This is a genomic window from Psychromonas antarctica, assembly GCF_022267535.1.
In the GTDB taxonomy this organism is placed as follows: Bacteria; Pseudomonadota; Gammaproteobacteria; order Enterobacterales; family Psychromonadaceae; genus Psychromonas; species Psychromonas antarctica.
Genome location: NZ_JAHNZV010000007.1, coordinates 31,769 through 47,933 on the forward strand (window position 1 = coordinate 31,769; position 16,165 = coordinate 47,933).

Sequence of the window (16,165 nt, forward strand, 5' to 3'; positions counted from 1 at the left end):
TTTGATTATTTGCTTTTGTAGGCATCATTATGAATCCCTGCAGCTCGGCCAGAAGGATCCGCATTAAGTTGGAAGCTTTCATCCCAAGCTAATGCTTCAACGGTTGAGCAAGCAACTGATTTGCCATGCGGTACACATTCTGCAGCACTGTCAAGTGGGAAGTGGCTAGCAAAAATTGTACGGTAGAAATAAGCTTCCTTAGTATCGGGTGTATTAATTGGGTATTTAAACTGCGCAGTCGCTAGTTGCTGATCCGTTACTTGTGTTTCGATGTGTGCTTTTAACGTATCTATCCAGTTGTAACCGACACCATCAGAGAACTGCTCTTTTTGACGCCATAATACTTCACTTAACAACTGTCCTTCAAACGCTTCACGAAGAATGTTCTTTTCGATACGGCCATCTTTGATCATTTTAAGTTCTGGGTTAGTGCGCATCGCCACATCCATAAACTCTTTGTCTAAGAATGGGACGCGTGCTTCAATTCCCCAAGCTGCCATTGATTTATTCGCGCGTAGACAGTCAAACATATGCAGTTTGCTGAGTTTACGGTTCAACTCTTCATGTAATTCTTGTGGATTTGGTGCTTTATGGAAGTATAAGTAACCGGCAAATATTTCATCTGCACCTTCTCCAGATAGTACCATTTTAATGCCCATCGCTTTAATCTTACGTGCCATTAAATACATAGGAGTTGAAGCGCGGATAGTGGTCACATCGTACGTTTCGATATGGTAGATAACTTCACGCAAAGCATCGATGCCATTTTGTACGGTAAAGATAATCGGATGGTGAATAGTGCCTAATTCTTTCGCTACTTTTGCAGCGGCGGCTAAATCAGGCGATCCTTCAAGTCCGACAGAAAATGAGTGCAGTTGTGGCCACCATGCGCCAGTTTCATCGTTGTCTTCAATGCGCTGTTTTGCAAATTTTTGCGTGATGGCAGAGATAACAGAAGAATCCAGACCACCTGATAGCAATACACCGTAAGGTACATCACACATCAATTGACGTTTAACCGATGCTTCAAGTGCTTGACCTATTTCAGCAGCACTACCGCCGTTATCTTTAACTGCATCATATTGCATCCAGTCACGCGTGTAATATTGAGTGATTTCACCGATTTCACTGTCTAAAAAGGATCCCGTTGGGAATTCCTGAACTTTTGTACAGATGGGTGTTAATGCCTTCATTTCAGAAGCAACGTAAAAGTTACCGTGTTCATCCCAGCCCATATAAAGCGGGATAATACCCATATGGTCACGGCCAATTAGATATTTGTCTTTTTCAGCATCATATAAACAGAAGGCAAAAATACCATTAAGGTCATCTAAGAATGCATTACCTTTTTCTTCATATAAGCCGAGAATGATTTCGCAGTCCGATTTTGTTTTGAACTGGTATCCGCAGGTCAGTTGTGTTGCTAATTCTTTATGGTTATAGATTTCACCATTAACCGCTAGGATATGTGTGTTATTTTGATTGTATAGTGGCTGCGCGCCTGTATTGACGTCAACAATTGACAGACGTTCATGGACAAGGATTGCTTTTTCAGAAGAGTACACACCAGACCAATCGGGGCCTCGGTGGCGAAGCAGTTTAGACATTTCAATTGCTTGTTGGCGCAATGCGATAGGATCGCTTTTAATGTCGAGCACACCAAAAATAGAACACATAACGTTACCTTTTATTTGAACACAAATACTGAGAGTATTGGGTATCTTTGAATATTTATTAATGCTTATCCGTTTTCCAAAATAAAGCAAAAAGAGAATCATTTTTGTAAAAATTTAATTGTTTTATTTTTGCAGACTATTTAAGAAAAGTCACACTAAATCCGTGTAAATCAGCTATAAATTCAGTGATTAAGTGATTTTTTCGTTATAACTCATGCTGATCTGGGCTTTTTGATAAATTGGGCCGCAGCTCATCGCAAACATGCTGTGCAAAACCGGTGCCCGCTTCCACATACATATTGTAAACAGGGCTCACCCCAAGTGCACTTAATTCATGTTCATCCTCGTTATAGTGTGCCAGTGCCGATACGCTAAAGCTGCGCTTCTCAATTTTATTAAGCTGCTCCGCTGCATAACGGTTCCCGTTATGATCGGGCATCGCTAATAAAATAAGTTTTATATTATCGGTGAGTTGTAATTTATTCCAAAAATCAGAGTCAAGTGCATCACCGGTAATCACGCGTCGCCCCAATGCGCGATGTTTGAGAGTGGTTTGATGATCATAATCGACACCCATCACTTTTTCGCCATAGATTAGTTTTAAAGCATCATAAGCGCCAGCACCAACACGGCCCATTCCCATCACTAATATTTGCGCATCGCCAACGCGGACCGGACGATCACTTTTGTGCAAGCGAGTAGATTGGAATCGTTTTAATGGGTGGCTAAAGCGGGTATAGATCCGATCTGCAAATTTATTAAAGAGTGCAGCAATAATAAAACTAAAAGAGACGGCAAGTGCGGTAATAATCAACCAATCTTGTGATAACCAGCCTTTATAAGTCGCAATAGAGGCCACAATCAGACCAAATTCACTGTAATTGGCTAATGTGAATGAGGCAAAAAGTGCAGTACGGGAGCGCAATTTAAACTGCGTTAAGGTAATAAAATAGAGTGCGATTTTTCCGAGTAGGAGTAATGAAATAACAGCCGCAATCATAACATGATCAATATTAGGTAATCCGCCTAGTCCGATCGTTAAAAAGAAGCAGATTAAAAATAGTTCTTTCATATTAAACAGAGATTTAGCCATTTCTTTAGCACTAGGATGCCCGGCTAGCAACATACCTGCAATCAAAGCCCCCAAATCAGCCTTTATGCCGACCGATTCAAATAACCCTGCGCCGATCACAAGGGCCAAGAAAAAACCGTATAAAACCAGCAACTCTCCATGACCAGCACGGTCGAGTAATTTGAAAAGTAGGGGTTTGGCGAGTGGTAAGGCAAACAGTGATAGTGCCCATATAGATGGAATTTCTCCCATAGAAATGGTTAAAAAAAGTACGGCGAAGATATCTTGCATAATCAATATGCCGATTGCAATTCGTCCATAAAGCGAGTTGGTTTCACTCATTTCTTCAAGTATTTTCACCGCAAAAACAGTGCTGGAGAAGCTTAAAGCAAAAGAGACAAGCAACAAAGCGGATAGGTTAAGCGAGCTAAAAAAATAAAAACCAAGCTGCTTGAACGTCAGTAAAAGCAGCGCGTAAAAAATAACGCTGCTGAGCATATGGATACTTGCGCCGCCCCATACTTCTATTTTAAATAGAGTGCGCAGATCTAATTTTAAGCCGATTGAGAAGAGTAAAAGAGTGACGCCTAAATCAGCAAAAGTAGTCAACCCAGCAACTGATTCAAAGCCGAGAAAATTAAGAGCGAAACCAGCTAATAGAAACCCGACCATGGGTGGCAATCCAACGAGGTTTATTACCATGCCAAAGGTAAATGCGGTACCAATAAAAAGTAATAATGTAGTATCCATAATTTCAACTTCTATGCTTTTATTATCTGTTTGATTTTATGGTAATAAAGTAGGTAGAACAAATTTATTTATCTTATTGAAGTAACGCGACATTTGCTGGGCGACTTTATTTGCGGGTATATTGCTTGTTAGCGGATTGTTTTTGTTGTTTTTCTAGTAAATGTTGATGCTCTGGAAGCGCGTAAGTCACAAAGGTAGTGGTATCAGGCCATTCCCTGTTGATAGTGAGTACAATCCCATCACTTAGTAACCACTGGAAACTTGCTTTACCCTGTGCGACGTCGCCTGTTTGAGTGTCGGGCTCACCATATTGTTGGCTGAGGTCGCTTTTAACCTGGGCGATAAGCTGTGGCTTGCTTCTACCCACAAAAGTATATGTTGCACTAACAAAGCGATCTTCTCTGGTGTAGGTGATTTTGAGTTCACTGGTACCGCGTATCACCGCACCGGTAAAATAGGTGTCTGACCAATTGTTACTGTTCTCATCAATGCTACTGATGTTATAGGCCTTAATTTTCTGACGTAATGTTTCGCGAACGCTGCAAGCGATGGGCAGTGAAAATAACTGCGTTGTTGCTGTTTTAAAACAGTTGAGTTGTTTAGAAAGGATGTTAAAACGGGCCTTTGCCCACTTTTCTGTCGATTTCTGATAAAGCGCCATTGCGCGCTTAATATCAACCGTCACACCGATGCCATTTTCATATAAATAGGCTAAACGTGCATGGGCTAAATTATAATCAAGCTGTGACGCCTGCTGAAAGTATTGTGCTGCTCTGGGAGGGTTTTCTTTTATTATTTGGATGTTGTCTTTATTGACAACTCCTTGCTCATAGATAACACCGAGCTGATATAATGCCTGCAAGTATCCCTGTTGTGCAGCGCTGTGGTACCAATTGATTGCGACATTCATATTTTGTGCAACCCCGATACCATTTTGATAGATCTCTCCGAGTTTAAATTGTGCTGCACTATTCCTTTTATTGGCGGCTTTTTCATACCATTTCAATGCCGCCTCTAAATCCACTTCTCCTGCTTTGCCTAATTCGTAAAATTCGGCAAGTTTGTAGGCGGAAGGGGCAAAGTTGTTATTGGCTGATTTCAGGTACAGTGATTTGGCTAATTGATTATTTTGGCGGGTGCCTCGACCATATTCAGACATAAGTGCAAGATGGAATTGTGCTAACGCGTCTCCCTGTGCTGCCGCTTTGTCATACCATAAAATCGCTAGCCGGTAATCTTGTGCAACGCCTTTACCTGATTGATATATTTTCCCGAGATTGATTTGCGCAGTAAGGTGACCTTGGGTGGCTGCCTTACTGAACCAAAACAAACTTTCACTATCGCTTTGAGTGGTGCCAAGCCCTTGCTGAAAGTGTGTTCCTAATTGGAATTGTGCAATGGCATCACCTTGTTTGGCTGCTTTTAAAAACCACTTTACTGCTTGTTGATGATCCAAAACAACCCCATTGCCTTTATCGTACATAGTTGCTAGTACGAATTGAGCCGGCGCATAACCGTTATCGGCTGCTTTTGTATACCAGTATATGGCTTGTTGGTCATTTTGAGTTTTCCCTTGGCTACTTTCGTAGACCCAAGCTAGGCTATACTGTGCAGCATTATCTCCTGCTTTTGCTAATGGCTCCCATAGTGCTATTGCTCGTTCATAATCTCCTGCTTGTGTTGCCTCATATCCTTGACTAAATTGCGATTTTGCATCAGCAAGCGGACTGTATACTAGGATCAGTATAATGGCCAAAAAAGAGCAATAGCGTCGCGGAAAGTTCAACATTGTATAATTTTGACCTCCTGATAATAGCTATATAAATCAACGAGTATAGAACATTTAAGACGGATTAATGGCAGGGGAGAGAAAGTTGCTTCATCATTTGTGAGTTAACTCACTGTTGGGCTGTAGATAGCTTATCAATAAATATATCTGTGCGATAGTTAGATTGTTATATGGATATCTTTTTTGCTTATACTACAGCAAGTTAATACCTCGTTCTGACGACAATAAGCGAGCGGGCTGACCCGATAATTTACTTGTCCACTGATTAGCTGACAGCGACAAGCGCCGCAATGACCCGTACGGCAATGAAATTCCATTTTAATTGCTTGTGCTTCTAAATTCTCAAGCAGTGTTTTTTCGGTATTTAATGGGTATTCAAGGCCGTTAACGGTTAATTTTACTGACATTACTATTTATAACTCGAAGGTGCTTAGATCGTCACTATCGACTTTACTGTTGATTTGCCCCACTAAGTAAGAGCTTATTTCTGCTTCTTGCGGCGCAACTTGAACGTTATCACTGACCAACCAGTGATTAATCCATGGAATAGGATTGTTTTTTACAGCAAAGGGCGCTTCGTAACCAATCGCTTGCATGCGCTGGTTAGTAATATATTCAACATACTGGCATAAAATTTGTTCATTTAAGCCGATCATTGAGCCATCCTTAAAGAGGTATTTTGCCCATTCTTTTTCTTGCTCCGCTGCCTGCAGAAAGATTTCCCGCCCTTCGCCAAAACATTCAATAGCTATTTCAGCCATTTCTGGATCATCTTTGCCATCGGCCCAGAGGTTTAAGATCTGCTGAGTTGATGTCAGGTGTAGGCCTTCATCTCGGGCAATTAATTTAATGATTTTGGCATTACCTTCGAGCAGATCGCGCTCCGCAAATGCAAACGAACAGGCAAATGAGACGTAAAATCGGATCGCTTCCAAGGCATTAATTGAACAAAGGCAAAGGTACAATTTTTTCTTTAAAGTACGTAATGAAAGAGCTTCTTTATCACCATGTAGATTTATATAATCAACTTTAGTTTGGGATAAACCGTGTAACTGGAAAAACTGCGTTGCATGGATCAAAGCATCATAATAACCGGCAATATCAGATGCGCGTTTTTGAATCTCTTCATTGGTTACAATATCTGCAAATATTTCATCGGGATCGGTAAATAGATTACGCAGAATATGGGTGTAACTGCGGCTGTGGATCGTTTCAGAAAAGGACCACGTCTCAATCCATGTTTCCAGTTCAGGCAATGAAACAATCGGCAGTAAAGCAATGTTGGGGCTACGCCCCTGAATTGAATCAAGCAGCGTCTGATATTTCAAATTTGAGATGAAAATATGTTGCTCATGATCCGGCAGATTCATGAAATCGATGCGATCTCGGCTGACATCGATCTCTTCCGGACGCCAGAAGAAACTTAGCTGCTTTTCAATTAATTTTTCAAAAACTTCGAAACGCTGTTGATCATAACGTGCAACATTAACTGGGTTACCAAAAAACATCGGTTCTTTCATTGCGTCATTAGCAATCAGTGAAAAGGTGGTGTAAGCCATTTTATATCTCCATGCTGGATTTCTGTCTGAGGCCATGGGGCATTTAAAGTATCAGACAGTGTTAAAACTAGAAAGCCCGTTGCAAAAAGAGCGGGCAATAAAATAAAGCATCTATGCAGAGTTAGATTTTACATGCGCCGCCATCACAGTCGACATCTTCAATCACTTTTTCATCATCAGCACCGTCACGGGTATTGTGGTAATACAATGTTTTAAGACCCATTTTATACGCTATCAACAAATCTTTTAACAGTGTCGTCATCGGCACTCGACCGTCACCAAAATGCTTTGGATCATAGTTGGTATTGGCTGAAATAGCTTGATCAACAAATTTTTGCATAATACCAACCAGCTGCAAATAGCCCTGATTATTTGGCATGCTCCACAATAACTCATAGTTGTCTTTATATTTATCAAATTCGGGCACAACTTGTTTCAAAATACCGTCTTTGCTGGCTTTAATACTGATAAATCCACGCGGCGGCTCAATACCGTTGGTCGCATTGGAGATCTGACTTGATGTTTCTGAGGGCATCAAGGCGGAGAGGGTGGAATTACGTAAACCATGCTTAACGATGTCGCTGCGTAATTTCTCCCAATCTAAGTGATAGGGTTCATCACACACTGCATCTAATGATTTTTTATAAGTATCAAGTGGTAAAATACCTTGTGAATAACGAGTCTCATTAAATTTAGGGCAAGCACCGCGTTCAATAGCCAGTTTGTTGGATGCTTTTAACAGGTAAAACTGAATCGCTTCAAAAGTTTTATGGGTTAGATTATTGGCGCTGCCATCTGAGTATTTTACACCATTTTTAGCTAAATAATAAGCGTAGTTAATGACGCCTATTCCTAATGTCCGGCGTGCCATGCTGCTGTTTTCTGCCGCTTTAATTGGATAATCTTGGTAATCGAGCAAGTTATCCAGCGCACGCACTGTCAGCTCTGCAAGTTCTTCTAAGTCATCTAATGAATCAATTGCACCTAAGTTGAGAGCAGATAAAGTACAAAGCGCTATCTCTCCTTCTTCATCCATAATATGCTCAAGCGGTTTAGTTGGCAGGGCAATTTCCAAACATAAATTACTTTGACGAATTGGCGCCACTTTACTGTCAAAGGGGCTGTGGGTATTACAGTGATCAACATTTTGAATATAAATACGTCCGGTACTTGCTCGCTCTTGCATCAGTAATGAGAATAATTGCACGGCAGGAATTGCACGTTGGCGAATACTTGCATCCCCCTCATACAAAACATATAAGCGTTCAAATTCATCCTGATCTTCAAAGAAAGCATCATATAAACCAGGGACATCCGATGGACTGAACAGGGTGATTGATTGCTGGTCAATTAAACGTTGATAGAATAAACGTCCCAGTTGCACTCCGTAATCCAGATGGCGAACACGGTTCGATTCAATACCGCGGTTATTTTTGAGTACCAGTAAAGATTCTACTTCAAGATGCCAAATAGGATAGAAAACTGTCGCAGCACCGCCGCGCACGCCGCCTTGAGAACAGGATTTAACCGCTGTTTGAAAGTATTTATAAAAAGGGATACAGCCAGTGTGAAATGCTTCACCACCGCGAATAGTACTGCCTAGCGCGCGAATTCTACCGGCATTAATGCCGATGCCAGCGCGTTGTGATACATATTTAACAATTGAGCTCGCAGTGGCATTAATTGAATCTAGGCTATCACCTGTTTCAATTAATACACAGGAACTAAATTGACGCGTCGGCGTACGCACACCAGACATGATAGGCGTCGGTAATGAGATCTTAAATTGCGAGGTCGCGTCATAAAAGCGTTTTACGTAATCTAGGCGCACAGATTTATCGTAATCTGCAAATAAACAGGCGGAAACGAGTAGATAAAGAAATTGTGCACTTTCATAAATTTCACCCGTTACCCGGTTTTGAATCAGATATTTCCCTTCAAGCTGTTTAACTGCAGCATAGGAAAAACTGAGGTCACGATCATGCTCGATGAATTGCTCCATCTCCTCAAATTCTTGCTTTGTGTAATCTTCAAGCAGGTGTGCATCATATTTGCCTTTAGAACACATTTTGCTGACATGTTCGAACACGCTTGGGGGGGTGAAGCGGCGGTAAGCCTTTTTGCGCAGATGGAATACCGCAAGATGAGCTGCTAAATATTGATAATCTGGGGATTCTTCGGAAATAAGATCGGCTGCCGCTTTGATAATGGTTTCATGAATATCGTCGGTACGGATACCGTCATAAAATTGAATATGTGAGTTTAACTCAACCTGTGAAACTGAAACGTTATTGAGACCTTCCGCGGCCCAAGTAATGACGCGGTGAATTTTTTCAAGGTCTATATGTTCTTTTTTACCATTACGCTTAGTGACAAACAGGTTCTTATTCATTCGGGTTCCCTTTTTCTAGTAGCTGGAATATGGCTTTAATTGACTTTGCAAGTGAAACGCCAAAACACTACATCTTGTGCTTTATTTTTGAGTGGGACACAAGATAAAGCTTTTTGAGTTTTTATCAAGTGAATATTTTCCTGTCTTAAGTGGATTGTTTTGTGAATAAATAGGCAATGAAAAAATAGGTTAGTGGTGACTAACATTAAGCTTTAGGTCAGCGTTGTTTGTTGTAAAATGCAATGCTTATTTGTAAAAATAAATAACTAAAAAAAGCGAGGTTGTTAAGCAAAAATTATTTGTAGAATGTGTCGTTCGTGGCTCCTTTTTGCTCGCGCAACTGCATCGCAAATATTAAGGTGTAGCAAGAACACGGTTGATTAGCGCTTTGAAATGCTCAATGCGGTTTGTTCACTTTTTTACACGTCATCAATCTAAATGTATTTATCTGCAGTTAACTCGGACATCAAGGCAGATCATGTAGATCATTGGTTATTGTCATCGTAAACATTGTAATGGCGTATTCGTTTTCGAGTTAACGCCATGTAGGGCAACCATAGAGACAAACATTTTTTTTGTGATCGTCTTATTGTAGCAACAAGTTAGGGGGGGGGGGACTTTGGCTAATCAACGCTTCTGGCAACGTAACATATAATTTACATCCACATTGCGGGTGATTATAAATTCACCGGCTAAAACATTAAATTCTACGCCACAGAGATCTTCACACGTTAAGGTGGTTTTATCGATTGCTGCTAGAAGTTGTGAAGGGCGGATAAATTTTTCATATTCATGCGTCCCTTTGGGAACCCATTTCAAAACGTACTCTGCGCCTAAAATCATCATTATATAGGCTTTAAAGGTTTTATTGATGGTAGAAAAATAGACGCTACCACCGGATTTTACCATATCGCAACAGGCTTGAATAATAGCGGCCGGATCAGGTACATGTTCCAGCATCTCCATGCAAGTGACCAGATCAAACTGATCCTTATGTAACGCGGCGAATGCTTCAGCCGTTGTTTTTTGGTAATCAAGGGACGTTTGTGTTTCCAACGCATGTAAGCGGGCAATTTGCAGTGATGCTTCCGCCATATCAATAGCAATTACTTTTGCACCTTGTTTTGCCATGCTCTCGGCGAGAATGCCACCACCGCAGCCGACGTCTACGACTGTTTTACCAAATAAACCCTCAACCCCCTGCTCAATATAGGCAAGCCGAGTCGGATTAAGCAGATGCAGTGGTTTAAAATCCCCTTCGAGATCCCACCACTGCTCCGCCATTGCGGAAAATTTAGCAATCTCTTTAGGATCGACATTATCTGTAATTGAATCATTGTTTGAGGACATGGGATTTACCCTATTATCTAAAGTATGCATATTATACCCATGTTACTTCAAGGTGCAAAATCAGCAAGCCAAATCGCAATTAGATGCACGGCATAAAATCGCAGTGTGGTGGCTCTACATTGATATTTTATGACCACGCAGAGGAGTACAAATTGACTTGCTAGCGATGTCTCAGGTTGAAAACGCGCATGCGTTACAATATTCGATTAACGCAGCTACTCACTCGAAAGGCCCTCCATGTTGTGTCATATTGCGGCCTTCTAGCAGAGTCCTGTTAAATCACCTTGATCTATCATGGGTATATAACCTGATAATTTTAATAATAAATTCATTCTTTAGCGTAGCGTTTTACAACGTTAGTCCCTTTCATGCCTCTTTTTAACGAGAGATTGTGCATTAACCCATATTCAGACGAACATTTGCTGTGAATGCGTTTATTCATTGTATATTTATGTTATTATGCGCAACTCACAAAATTCAATCGATTATTACAATAAATTAAGGATTTAGGTCTCTATGAGCGAATTTGCCTCTGACGTTTCTCCAATCAACATTGAAGATGAATTAAAGAACTCTTATCTTGATTATGCCATGAGCGTTATTGTTGGGCGAGCCTTGCCCGACGTACGCGACGGTCTGAAACCGGTTCACCGCCGTGTTTTATTTGCAATGAGTGTATTGCGTAATGACTGGAATAAACCTTACAAAAAATCAGCACGTGTTGTTGGTGATGTGATCGGTAAATATCATCCTCATGGTGATTCTGCGGTGTATGACACCATAGTGCGAATGGCGCAGCCCTTTTCGTTACGTTATATGCTAATTGATGGACAAGGTAACTTCGGATCCGTCGATGGTGATAGTGCTGCGGCAATGCGTTATACGGAAATCCGTATGGACAAAATTGCTCATGAATTATTAGCCGATCTCGATAAAGAAACGGTTGATTATGTGCCTAACTATGATGGTACCGAATTAATTCCTGAAGTGATGCCAACCAAAGTACCGAACCTGTTAATTAATGGTTCATCGGGCATTGCAGTCGGTATGGCGACAAATATTCCGCCACATAACTTAGGTGAAGTGATTGACGGTTGTTTAGCGTTGATCGAAAATCCAGAGCTAACCATTAATGAACTGATTGAATATATCCCCGGCCCAGATTTTCCAACTGCCGCGATTATTAATGGTCGTAAAGGCATTATTGATGGCTACCATACCGGCCGCGGTATCATTAAAATCCGTGCTAAAGCTGATATTGAAGTGAATGGGAAAACGGGGCGTGAAACGATCGTTGTTCATGAACTGCCTTACCAAGTTAACAAAGCGCGTTTAATTGAGAAAATTGCGGATCTAGTAAAAGATAAAAAAATTGAAGGGATCAGTGCACTGCGTGATGAGTCAGACAAAGACGGCATGCGTATGGTGGTCGAAGTTAAACGTGGTGAAGTGGGGGAGGTTATTTTAAATAATCTTTACGCACAAACACAGATGCAGGTTTCATTTGGTATTAATGCGGTCGCATTAGACCACGGTCAGCCAAAACTGTTTAACCTCAAAGAGATGCTCGAAGCATTTATTCTGCATCGCCGCGAAGTGGTTACTCGGCGCACGGTATTTGAGCTTAAAAAAGCCAGAGAGCGCGCGCATATTCTTGAAGGATTAGCTATTTCGTTGGCTAATATTGAACCTGTCATTGCATTGATTCGCCATTGTGCGACACCTGCTGAAGCGAAAACTGCCCTGCAATCTCAAGGGTGGCAGTTAGGTAATGTATCGGCCATGCTAGAAGCTTCAGGCGTAGATGCGGCTCGCCCAGACGGTTTGGCTGTTGAGTTTGGTGTACGTGATAATCAATACTTTATGACTGAGATTCAAGCACAAGCTATTCTCGATTTACGGCTACATAAATTAACAGGTTTAGAGCACGAAAAAATATTAAGTGAATACAAAGAGCTGCTTGACTTGATTGCAGCACTGCTCTTTATACTCGGCAGCCCGGCTCGTTTGATGGAAGTTATTCGTGAAGAGTTAGTTGAAATTAGAGCAAACTTTGCCGATCCTCGTCGCACAGAAATCACCGCAAGTGAAACAGATCTGTGCATGGAAGATCTTATTAATGAAGAAGATGTTGTTGTCACGCTTTCTCATGAGGGCTATGTCAAATACCAGCCGCTAACCGATTACGAAGCGCAACGTCGCGGCGGTAAAGGTAAAGCAGCCACTAAGATGAAAGATGAAGACTTTATCGAAAAATTATTAGTGGCCAGTACGCATGATACCATCCTCTGCTTCTCAACACGCGGCCGCTTATACTGGCTGAAAGTGTTTAATTTACCCTTAGCTTCCCGTCAAGCGCGTGGTCGTCCAATTGTCAATATTTTACCACTGGAAGAGGGCGAGCGTATTACTGCGATTCTGCCTGTGCGTGAATATGAAGATGACAAATTTGTGTTTATGGCAACGGCGAATGGAACTGTTAAGAAAACCGCTTTAAGTGCTTATAGCCGTCCGCGAGCAAGTGGCTTGATTGCTATCAACTTAAATGAAGATAATGAATTGATCGGTGTTCAACTGACCGATGGTTCAAACGAGATAATGATCTTTTCTGATGCGGGTAAAGTCGTACGCTTTAAAGAAGCGGAAGAAATTGCTGTAGTAGATGAAAATGGTGCCCCCGTTGTAGATGAGAATGGCAACCAAGAAATTAAGTTCAAGGGTGTTCGCCCAATGGGACGTACTGCAACAGGTGTACGCGGTATTAAGCTTAAAGAGGGCGAAAAAGTTGTATCTTTGATTGTGCCAAACGAAACGGGGCATATCTTAACAACAACTGAAAATGGTTATGGAAAACGTACAGCACTTGCCGATTACTCACCTAAGAGTCGCGCAACACAAGGTGTCATATCCATTAAGGTAAGTGCACGTAACGGCAAAGTAGTTGGCGCAGTTCAAGTTGATGAAAACGATGAAATCATGCTGATCTCTAATCGAGGTACGTTAGTACGTACTCCAGTTAGCGGGGTTTCAATTGTTGGACGTAACACACAAGGTGTGACGTTAATCAAAACGCGTGAAGATGAAAAGATTGTTGCTTTGCAACGCATTGATGAAATTAAGGATGTGCCTGTTTACGAAGAGGACGGTGAGACTGTTGAAAGTGAAACAGTATTACCGAGTGCAGATCAAGAAACAGTTGAAGATGTCACATCAGAAGATGTCACATCAGAAGATGTGCAATCTGAGTCTCAAGAATAAACAATTCAGACAGTAAAATAAGCGGCTTCGGCCGCTTGTTTTTTTTAAGAGAAATAATATGACAAAAATATTTAATTTCTGTGCTGGACCCGCAATGTTACCTGAAGCGGTTATGCAAAAAGCACAACAAGAGTTTTGTAATTGGCAAAATCTGGGTGTTTCTGTGATGGAAGTAAGCCACCGCAGCCCAGAATTTGTTGCGATGGCACAACAGGCAGAGCAAGACTTGCGTGAACTGATGGCTATTCCCGATAATTATAAGGTGCTATTTTGCCATGGCGGCGGGCGCGGGCAGTTTGCTGCTGTGCCACTTAATCTGCTTGATAGTAAACTCAATGCAGATTACTTATTAACCGGGCAATGGTCAAAATATGCGGTTGCTGAAGCTAAAAAACATGCACGAATTGCAGAAACCAATATTCTCACCACGACGACAGACGGTAAGATAAGCGTTCGCCCTTGTGCTGATTGGAAAATTAATGCGGGCGCGGCTTATGTGCATTACTGCCCGAATGAGACCATTGAGGGGATTGAACTCTTTGATATCCCGGAAACCGGTGTTGTGCCGTTAGTCGCTGATATGAGCTCAACTATTTTGTCACGTCCTATCGACGTTTCAAAATTTGGTGTTATTTACGCAGGGGCACAAAAAAACATCGGTCCATCTGGCCTAGCTATCGTCATTGTACGTGATGACTTGATTGGTAAAGCGCGGCAAACAATTCCCGCTATTTTTGATTATAAAATACAAGCAGATGCGGATTCTATGTATAACACGCCACCAACGTATGCTTGGTATCTTGCTGGATTAGTTTTTAAATGGCTCCTTGAACAGGGGGGCGTGGTTGAAATTGAAAAGAAAAATATCGCTAAAGCAGCTCTACTTTATAACTTTATCGATCAATCTACATTTTATGCCAATAATATTGATAAAAGCGTACGTAGTCGTATGAATGTGCCTTTTGCGTTAATCAATGAAGGCCTCAATGAAGCTTTCTTAATTGAGTCAAAAGCGGCAGGATTATTAACACTTAAAGGCCATAAAATAGTGGGCGGGATGCGTGCCAGCCTTTACAATGCGATGCCGATTGAAGGTGTGCAGGCGTTAGTTGATTTTATGACTGCTTTTGAGAAAAAATACGCTTAATAAAAAAGTTTAAATTTCAGTTAATGTATCGAGGCTAACAGATGAGTTGTGACTTTTTAGAGCTTGCTAATAGTGCGGTGCAAACATTGCACCCTTACCAAGCGGGCAAACCAACGGATGAGTTGGAACGTGAATTGGGTATTTCTGATATTGTAAAACTGGCTTCTAATGAAAACCCACTGGGTTTAAGTGCTGCCGTTAAATCGGCTTTACAAGAAGAATTATGCGGACTAACTCGCTACCCCGATGCAAATGGTTATTACCTCAAAGAAGCACTGGCCAATAAATATGGTGTTGAGTTGAACCAAGTAACCTTAGGTAATGGCTCCAACGATCTGCTTGAGTTGATTGCCCGAGCATTTGTAAACACTGAAAATGAAGTGATTTTCGCGCAGCATGCTTTTGTGGTTTATCCACTTGTTACCCAAGCAATCGGTGCAAAATCGGTGCTTGTGCCCGCTAAAAATTACGGTCATGATTTAGATGCGATGGCCGCTGCCATCACGACTAAGAGCAAACTGATTTTTATCGCCAATCCCAATAATCCAACGGGTACTTTTTTGCAACAAGATGCGCTTTACGCTTTCTTAGCTAAAGTACCTGAAACTGTTTTAGTGGTATTGGATGAAGCCTATTTTGAATATGCCGATCCAGCGCTTCGTGGTAATGCTATTGAGTGGATTAAAACTTTCCCTAATCTGATTGTATCACGCACCTTCTCCAAAGCTTATGGTTTAGCTGGACTGCGTATAGGTTACACTATCTCCAATGCACAAATCGCTGCTATTTTAAATCGTCTCCGTCAACCTTTTAACTGTAACGCATTAGCGCTTAAAGCTGCACAGACTGTTTTACAAGACGATCAATACTTACAAGATGTTATTCAACTAAATAATGCGGGCATGGCTGATTTAAGTGCGTTTTTTAGTGCCTATGGGCTTGATTTTATTCCCTCAATGGGTAACTTTATTAGCGTCGATGTGCAGCAATCAGGGGATCTGGTTTACCAAGGTTTGCTGCAAGAGGGAGTGATTGTTCGCCCTGTGACAGGTTATGGTCTACCTCATCATCTACGCATTAGTATCGGCACTGAAACTGAAAACCAACGTTTTAAACAAGCTTTGATTAAAGTGCTTAAGTTAGAAAGTTAAGCTGTCGCGATCAGATTATAA

10 protein-coding genes are annotated in these 16,165 nt (G+C 41.4%); 3 read left to right on the top strand and 7 right to left on the bottom strand.

What is annotated here, in order from left to right; all coding sequences use genetic code 11:
• Positions 1–5: 5 nt before the first annotated feature.
• From asnB to ubiG, 7 genes are all read right to left on the bottom strand, one after another.
• Positions 6–1,676 (bottom strand): asparagine synthase B, encoded by a 1,671-nt coding sequence (asnB, locus tag KSO91_RS03505; RefSeq protein ID WP_238741394.1) that lies wholly within the window; start codon positions 1,674–1,676, stop codon positions 6–8.
• Between the two features lie 205 nt (positions 1,677–1,881).
• The gene (locus KSO91_RS03510; RefSeq protein WP_238741395.1) at positions 1,882–3,498 is read right to left on the bottom strand and encodes a cation:proton antiporter domain-containing protein; all 1,617 of its coding nucleotides are present in this window, start codon (positions 3,496–3,498) and stop codon (positions 1,882–1,884) included.
• 106 nt (positions 3,499–3,604) lie between these two features.
• Positions 3,605–5,287: a tetratricopeptide repeat protein gene (locus tag KSO91_RS03515; RefSeq protein ID WP_238741396.1), complete on the bottom strand. Its 1,683-nt coding sequence runs from the start codon at positions 5,285–5,287 to the stop codon at positions 3,605–3,607.
• Between the two features lie 158 nt (positions 5,288–5,445).
• The gene (gene yfaE / locus KSO91_RS03520; protein WP_238741397.1) at positions 5,446–5,694 is read right to left on the bottom strand and encodes a class I ribonucleotide reductase maintenance protein YfaE; all 249 of its coding nucleotides are present in this window, start codon (positions 5,692–5,694) and stop codon (positions 5,446–5,448) included.
• 6 nt (positions 5,695–5,700) lie between these two features.
• Positions 5,701–6,846 carry a class Ia ribonucleoside-diphosphate reductase subunit beta gene (nrdB, locus tag KSO91_RS03525; protein ID WP_238741398.1) on the bottom strand — a complete coding sequence of 382 codons (1,146 nt, stop codon included), beginning with the start codon at positions 6,844–6,846 and terminating at the stop codon, positions 5,701–5,703.
• Positions 6,847–6,967: 121 nt separating this feature from the next.
• Positions 6,968–9,238 carry a class 1a ribonucleoside-diphosphate reductase subunit alpha gene (gene nrdA / locus KSO91_RS03530; RefSeq protein WP_238741400.1) on the bottom strand — a complete coding sequence of 757 codons (2,271 nt, stop codon included), beginning with the start codon at positions 9,236–9,238 and terminating at the stop codon, positions 6,968–6,970.
• Positions 9,239–9,865: 627 nt separating this feature from the next.
• The gene (gene ubiG / locus KSO91_RS03535) at positions 9,866–10,588 is read right to left on the bottom strand and encodes a bifunctional 2-polyprenyl-6-hydroxyphenol methylase/3-demethylubiquinol 3-O-methyltransferase UbiG (protein ID WP_238741402.1); all 723 of its coding nucleotides are present in this window, start codon (positions 10,586–10,588) and stop codon (positions 9,866–9,868) included.
• A gap of 516 nt (positions 10,589–11,104) precedes the next feature.
• On the opposite strand from ubiG, the gene gyrA reads away from it, so the two are divergent.
• The 3 genes from gyrA to hisC are packed head-to-tail and all read left to right on the top strand — an operon-like array spanning position 11,105 to position 16,144.
• Positions 11,105–13,846, top strand: a complete 2,742-nt coding sequence (gyrA, locus tag KSO91_RS03540; protein WP_238741404.1) for a DNA topoisomerase (ATP-hydrolyzing) subunit A — start codon at positions 11,105–11,107, stop codon at positions 13,844–13,846.
• A 58-nt stretch (positions 13,847–13,904) separates the two neighbouring features.
• Entirely contained in the window at positions 13,905–14,993 is a 1,089-nt protein-coding gene (gene serC / locus KSO91_RS03545; RefSeq protein WP_238741406.1) for a 3-phosphoserine/phosphohydroxythreonine transaminase, read from the top strand.
• A gap of 41 nt (positions 14,994–15,034) precedes the next feature.
• Positions 15,035–16,144 carry a histidinol-phosphate transaminase gene (gene hisC / locus KSO91_RS03550; protein ID WP_238741408.1) on the top strand — a complete coding sequence of 370 codons (1,110 nt, stop codon included), beginning with the start codon at positions 15,035–15,037 and terminating at the stop codon, positions 16,142–16,144.
• Positions 16,145–16,165 lie beyond the last annotated feature (21 nt).

Coding starts and splice junctions, on each gene's coding strand:
- asnB (WP_238741394.1), bottom strand. CDS start 1,676: ATGTGTTCTATTTTTGGTGTGCTCGACATTAAAAGCGATCCTATCGCA.
- KSO91_RS03510 (WP_238741395.1), bottom strand. CDS start 3,498: ATGGATACTACATTATTACTTTTTATTGGTACCGCATTTACCTTTGGC.
- KSO91_RS03515 (WP_238741396.1), bottom strand. CDS start 5,287: ATGTTGAACTTTCCGCGACGCTATTGCTCTTTTTTGGCCATTATACTG.
- yfaE (WP_238741397.1), bottom strand. CDS start 5,694: ATGTCAGTAAAATTAACCGTTAACGGCCTTGAATACCCATTAAATACC.
- nrdB (WP_238741398.1), bottom strand. CDS start 6,846: ATGGCTTACACCACCTTTTCACTGATTGCTAATGACGCAATGAAAGAA.
- nrdA (WP_238741400.1), bottom strand. CDS start 9,238: ATGAATAAGAACCTGTTTGTCACTAAGCGTAATGGTAAAAAAGAACAT.
- ubiG (WP_238741402.1), bottom strand. CDS start 10,588: ATGTCCTCAAACAATGATTCAATTACAGATAATGTCGATCCTAAAGAG.
- gyrA (WP_238741404.1), top strand. CDS start 11,105: ATGAGCGAATTTGCCTCTGACGTTTCTCCAATCAACATTGAAGATGAA.
- serC (WP_238741406.1), top strand. CDS start 13,905: ATGACAAAAATATTTAATTTCTGTGCTGGACCCGCAATGTTACCTGAA.
- hisC (WP_238741408.1), top strand. CDS start 15,035: ATGAGTTGTGACTTTTTAGAGCTTGCTAATAGTGCGGTGCAAACATTG.